Source organism: Deferrisoma sp., from assembly GCF_054681715.1.
In genome coordinates this window covers 1-5501 of sequence record NZ_BAAHFQ010000181.1, presented here as the reverse complement: position 1 = coordinate 5501, position 5501 = coordinate 1, and the positions used below count along the sequence as shown (strand labels likewise).

Here is a 5501-nt window from a genome sequence, read left to right as displayed (position 1 = left end):
TCCACCACCCGCACGTTCGGCGCCTTCACCAGCCGACCCCGCAACAGGTCCGAGATCACCCGGGCCTCCGCCGCCTCCACCCCCTGGGGCGCGAGTTCGTTCACCACCACCACCACCCGCTCCGCCCGGGCCGGAAACGCCGCCCCCAGCAGCACGGCGCACAGCATCCCCCCGATCCACGCCCCATACCGATTCATCCTGCCGTTCCTCCTTTCCGGCGCCCCCCGTTCACGTGGGCTCAAAGCTCCACCCCCACCAACTCGCTCCGCTCGATCCGCCACCCGTTCGCATCCGCCGTCAACCCCCACCGGACGCGGTACGGGGGCATTCCTGGCGTCTCGACCCGGACCTCCGCGGTGCCAGGCCCTTCGGCGACCACGGCGAGGGACACCCCCGCGAACTTTTCAATGTTCTGCGCGTAGTAACGCGCCAGGGCGCTGCGGTCGTTTCCGGCGTCGTCCGCGTAGCCGGCCGCGAAAAGGGCAAGCGCCTGGTTCACGTTGCCCTCGTTCAGCGCCTTCTCGAGCGCCTCCGCCAGTTCGCGGGCCGAGGCCGGCCCCGGGGGTGCGGGAGGCCGACTGACCGAGGCAAGGAACCGGAACGGCTCCGGTCCGTGGGGAATGTCTTTCCCGAACGCGTCCACGGTCCACCGACCCGGCTTGGGGTTCGCGATGGCCGCGAACTCGGTGGTGGGCGTGCGCTCCACGGCGTACCCCGGGTAGGTCGAGTCCACCCGGACGCCGTCGGGATCGGTGATCACGAGTTCCACGGTGCTCCCCTGCCAGGCGAGGTCCAGGAGCACCGCGACGACCGCGGCAGGCACTTCGAGCACTCCCAGCCGCTTGATCTCACCCTGGTCGATGAGGGCGCGGACCTCGGCCACCAGGTCCCCCGACGCCGTGTGGCTCACGCGGCGAAACACGTCCTCCAGGGCCGAAGGGTCGGCGGCGTGGAAATACGCTCCGCCCGTGCGGCGGGCGATCCGCCGGAGCAACTGCTCGTCGAGGTCGCCGGGGTCCCCGAACCCGATGGTGTACACCCGCACCCCGGCGGCGTGGAGCCGGCCCAGCAACTCGGTGGAGGGTTCATCGCCCACGCCGTCGGACAGGAGCACCATGAGCTTCCCGCCCGGCCCCGCCTCGTCGAGCGCCGCGAGCCCCGCTTCGACGCCGGCGTGGATGTTGGTGCCGCCGCCGGCCGTCAGGCCCTGGGCGGCCCGGGCCACGCCGGCGGGCGAACTGCCGCCCGCCGCCACGACCCGGGCGCTGCCCGAAAAAGCCACGAGCCCGGCCGTGTAGGCCGCGGCGCCGGCCTGCCCCTGGGTGGCCAGCACGCGGCACGTCCGCTCCACACACGCCTTGGCCTTCTCGATCTTGTCGCCCTCCATGCTCCCCGACACGTCGATCACGAAGGCGGTGTGCAGCACGGCCACGGGGCCCCGGCCCTGGGCCACCCGTTCGAGGGCCTCGATCATGGTGGCGATGCTGTGGTACTCCACGCTCACCTTCACCGTCTCGATCAGGTAGTCCGCCGCCGCGGCGGCCTGGGCGGCCGCGCCGGTGATCGAAAACACGGGAATCACGAGGGGGGGCGGCCGCGGCAGCCGATCATCCACCGGCACGGCATAGACGGCGCCGAACTGCGCGCCGAGCACGCTCACCGGGTCCGCCGGGGCCGCGCCCCGGGTCGTGGGGATTCGTGTCACGAAATGCCGCACCACGGCGTTCGTCGAAGGCCCCACCCCCTCGAAAACCTTGTCTGCGAGGTGGCGAACGAACAGATCCCAGGCCCCCCCGATCAGCCCGGCCGGGTTGAAGGTGTACGCCGTGAGGCCCAGCCGGAGGGCCGCGTACTGGGCCAACCCGCCGCCCAGGGAGTGCCCCGTGAGCACCACGTTCGACCGACCGTACCGGTCGGTGACCTCCCGCGCGTACTCCACCGCCTGCCCGTATTGTTTCGGCATCTTCCCGGCGGCCTGCCCGACATCGGCCCCCCAGTCGCCGGGGCTGGCGGGGTCGGTGCCCGCGTACGCCAGCACGTACCGGTCGCCGTGGCGGTACACCACAGCCTCGAACCCGGTGAACGAGCGGCGCTGCTCCACGAGGCCTTCTCGGGCCTTCGCCGCCTCCGCCCTTCCCACGGCCGCCTGAAACCTCCCCCGGGCGGGGGCCGGAACGAGCGTACCGCCCCCCCGCAGGTACGTGCGCAACGCGTCTTCCCGCACCTGCTCCTGCACCGCCCCGAGCTCGGCATCGAGTTCCCGCTCGATCGGCCCGAGCTCGTCCTGGTACGCCCGCTGGGCGTACCGGGCGTACACCAGCGCCTCGGCCGCCTGCTTCGGCGTCACCCAGGGGATCCCGCCCGCCCGGGCGGGCGGGATCCCGGCCATGCCCCACAGCAGACCCGCCGCGACGGCGGCCCAGAGGCGCCGCCGCCCTCCTTGGCGCCCCCGCACGGCCCTACTTCTTCCCGATCACGATCCGGTTGCCGCCGGCCGCGTACTCGGGGAGGGTCACGGGGAACCCGGAGCCCGACAGGTACATCTCGACCAGATCGGCCAGGGTGTCGATGCGGCCCTCGTAGCCCACGTGCACCGTTCGGTTCTTCAGGTCGGCGCGGGTGACGCGCCAGCGGGTGCCTTCGGCCAGGCGCCTCTTGATGGCGGTGAACTCGGCCGCGTCGAACCCGGGGAACACCAGCGCGAACTCCCGCTCGGTGCCGGTGCGCACCCGCGCCACGGCGACCCGGCCGGCGAGCTTCTGGCGCACCTTGGGCTCGAGGTCTTCGCACACCGCCCGGGCGGCCGCCTTGGCCACGGCCACGAGGTTGTCGATGCTCCCCCGCACGTGGGGCAGGGCCGCGGACCGGTCCGACGAGGCCAGGGTGATCCATTCCCCGCCCTCGAACAGGGTGGCATTGCCGCTGAGCCGCACCTGGAGCATGCGGTCGGGGGTGATCTCCACCGTGTTGATGGTGACGCCGATCAGCAGGTCGGCGTAGTCGGCCAGCACCCGCTTGCCGCTCGCGAACCGCGTGTCGATGTTTCGCAGTTCCAGGTTCGCCTTGAAGCGCCTGAGCTCCTCCTGGGCGAACAGATCGTCGGTGGCCCGGCCCTCGCTCTTCAGAAGCTGTACCAGGTCGCCCCGGATCTTCTCGAACTGCACGATCTCGTAGCCCCGCTGGGCGAAGTGGTCCTCCACGTTTTCGAGCACCGTGTTCACCACCTCGGGGCTGATGTCCTTCTTGGGCACGTTCCAAAACAGCTCCACGTAGGTGCGGTACTTGGCCACCGGGGTGATGCCCCCCTGGCGCACGAGGGCTTCGCGCAACGAGGCTCGGTCGATGCGGAAGTACATCGTGGCCACCACCTCGGCCCGCCCGCCCTCGCGCACCACCTTCTGGCGCACCAACTTCCAGCCCGTGAAATGCTTCTGGAAGTCCCTGTCGGCCCGGGCGAGGGCGTACTCGAACTTCTCGGGGTTCAGCGGCTGTTCCAGGGCGCGGTTGATGTCGTCGGCCGCCTCGCGAAACGCCTGTTTCTTGAGCCGCGTGACCAGCCTCTCCAGGGCCAGGCGGGGCGCGTCCTCCTCGGGATCGGCCGGCGAGAGAGGCTCGCGCCGATCGCGGAACACCGCCACGTACTCGGCCTCGGTGGAGGGGGGGATGCTCTGGTCCAGGATCTCGTCCTCCCGAAAGTGGGTTTCCACCGTTTTCGTAGCGGCCACGCATCCCCCCAGGAAAAAGCCGGCGGCCACCAGCACCCCCACCAACCTCGCGCACGTCCTCATGGATGCCTCCTCTCGAATGGGTTCAGAAACCTCCCCTGGCGGCGCGGCCCGGACCCGGCCGTCAGCGCGGTTCCAACAGGGCCTGCGCCCTCTCCATGAACCGTTCCACCGCGGGTTCGGCCACCCGCCCGCCGAAGTGGTTGCGGCCCCGGCCCGTCAGGGCCTGCTCGCGGGTCAACCCGAAGATCCGTTCCGACTGCTCCACGGCCACCGTCACCTCGCCCGAGGCCACCTCGGTCGCCTCCACCAGGGCCGTGGACCGAAAGGCCTTGATCGCGCCCATGCCCCCGGCCGGCACGGTCTCGGTGTGCACCGAAACCACGTACCGGGCCGGGACCGCGGCGGCGGCGGCGAGCACCGCCTTTTGCCCCGCCCCGGGTTCGAGCCCCGTCAAGGCCGCGGCGTCGTGCACCACGGCCCCGGCCTCGGTGAGCCGGGCCTTGAGCGCCCGCCCGATCACCTCGGCCCCCTCGCCGCTCCACAGGAGCACGAAACTGGGCGGCCCGTAGGCCTCGGGCCGCAAAAGATCGGCCGGGAACCGCGCCGTCGCCGTGGCCAGCACCTCGGCGCTCCCCGCCCGACGCACCGTGGCCTCGGCGACCGCGTCGTCGCCCTCGGCCCGAAACCCCAGTGCCAACCGGACATCGCCGGGCCCCGCCTGCCCCACCACCTCGATGCCGTCGGCCGCGGTCAGTCGCTCCACCAGATACCCACGGAGGGTTTCGTGCAACCCGGCCGTCGCCGGGTCTTCCGGCCGCGGGTCGGACAGTTCCACGGCCATCCGCAAGCGCTGGCCCACCAGGGTGTCCTGCAGTTTCGCCGCGAGTTCCCGCGCCACCTCCCGCAGCGTGCGGCGGTCCCATCCCGGGGGCAGGACGTCGCCGGGGATCAACGCCGAAGCGCCGCCCAGCACCCTGCCGCCCTCCAGGCTCCGAACCCGCGCCTCGAGGCCCAGTCCGTCGGGCCCGATGCGGTAGGTCACCGTCACATACGCGTCGGCCAGGGCCGGGTCGGCCACGACCCTGCCCGCCCCGCCGAGCGCGGCCACGAACCGCTGACGCACCGCGTCGACGAAGGCGTACACGCGGCCCTCGCCCCCGGCCTCGACGAACTCGCCGACGAACGCATCGGCCCCCCGGCAGCGTTCGGCCACCTGACGCGCGAACCCGTCCACGTGGGGCTCCCATCGGCCCCCCGCGGCCGCGCCCCCCGGCACGCAAAGCGCCGCCACCATCCAGGCCCAAAGCACCGCACGCCGCATCCCGCGCACCACCGCCTCCCTTGGTCCGCCCGCGATCGGGCATAACAGGTTTCGGAGATCCGCCGAGGCGAACGGGGGAAACGCGTGGCGGCCTTCCCCCTACGCCCCCGGCAACCCGCAGCGCCGGCGGGCCGGTCACGCCGGACCCCGTCCCCCGCGCCCCGCATCGTCTCCGCGTGCCGGACCGGTCTCCTTGGCGGGCCACCCGCCCAGGAGCCGGCCGATCTCGTCCATGCGCCCCGCCGCGTACTCGTACTGGCCGAAAGCGGTGAACCCCAGGTCCCGGGCCATGCGCACGTGGTGCCGCAGCGTTTCCAGCGTTTCGTCCGCCCGTCGCAGGGCCCCCACGCGGCCCCGCCGGTCCCTCCGCTTCGCTGCCTCCACGAGCGCGTCGTAGACCCCCAGGGCCCCCTGCTCGATCCGCTGCCCCAGCACGAAGCGCTGGTCCCGCG

Annotated in this window: 5 protein-coding genes; all 5 read right to left on the bottom strand. The window is 72.4% G+C overall.

From position 1 onward, the window contains the following. A partial coding sequence (locus ACY0I8_RS15885; RefSeq protein WP_461395521.1) for a hypothetical protein occupies nucleotides 1–197 on the bottom strand: 197 nt, incomplete at its 3' end. 41 nt (nucleotides 198–238) lie between these two features. Further along, complete coding sequence (locus tag ACY0I8_RS15880) at nucleotides 239–2455, bottom strand: vWA domain-containing protein (RefSeq protein WP_461395520.1); 2217 nt, start codon at nucleotides 2453–2455, stop codon at nucleotides 239–241. A 4-nt stretch (nucleotides 2456–2459) separates the two neighbouring features. Next, complete coding sequence (locus ACY0I8_RS15875; protein ID WP_461395519.1) at nucleotides 2460–3788, bottom strand: hypothetical protein; 1329 nt, start codon at nucleotides 3786–3788, stop codon at nucleotides 2460–2462. A 61-nt stretch (nucleotides 3789–3849) separates the two neighbouring features. Next, the gene (locus ACY0I8_RS15870) at nucleotides 3850–5058 is read right to left on the bottom strand and encodes a hypothetical protein (RefSeq protein WP_461395518.1); all 1209 of its coding nucleotides are present in this window, start codon (nucleotides 5056–5058) and stop codon (nucleotides 3850–3852) included. A gap of 126 nt (nucleotides 5059–5184) precedes the next feature. Next, nucleotides 5185–5501: four helix bundle protein (locus tag ACY0I8_RS15865; RefSeq protein ID WP_461395517.1), on the bottom strand; the 317-nt coding region annotated here is incomplete at its 5' end.